A 441-nucleotide genomic window follows, 5' to 3' on the forward strand; every position below is an offset into this window, starting at 1 on the left:
ACTAGAAAACCCTCTAGACTTGGTAGACTTAGAGAGAGGGAAAGACGTAGGAGGATTATTATTGGTGCTTCTATTCTGGCGATAATTATCATAGCTGTTGTTGTTGGGGTGTACATAACTTATCAAAATAGGGCAGCGAAACAGCTTGAAGAGGCTAAACTTGCAAAAATCGCGGAGGTCAATAAATACTTCACCGGAGAACTTCAAAATGATACTTTGAAAACACAGCTGATAAATCAAATTAGCAGGGCTCAAAGCGTAGAAGAACTTGAGAAAATTGATGTAAAAACTTTGGCAGAGCAAAGAAAAGCACAGTTAGAAGAAGAAAAGCGTCAAAAGGAACTTCAAGAGGCAAAGATGGTTAAGTTATCAGAGATAGAACAATCATTTGAACTCCTTATTTCGCAACCTCTTCCGGCAGATATAAAAAGTGAAGCGATT

Annotated in this window: 1 protein-coding gene; it reads left to right on the forward strand. The window is 38.1% G+C overall.

Annotation, left to right across the window (positions count from 1 at the left end):
* Positions 1–441, forward strand: a 441-nt coding sequence (locus E3E37_RS11100; protein WP_167717408.1) for a DUF515 domain-containing protein, incomplete at both ends; no start/stop codon positions are given.

The sequence above is a fragment of the Thermococcus sp. ES12 genome, assembly GCF_012027515.1.
GTDB classification, from domain to species: Archaea; Methanobacteriota_B; Thermococci; order Thermococcales; family Thermococcaceae; genus Thermococcus; species Thermococcus barossii.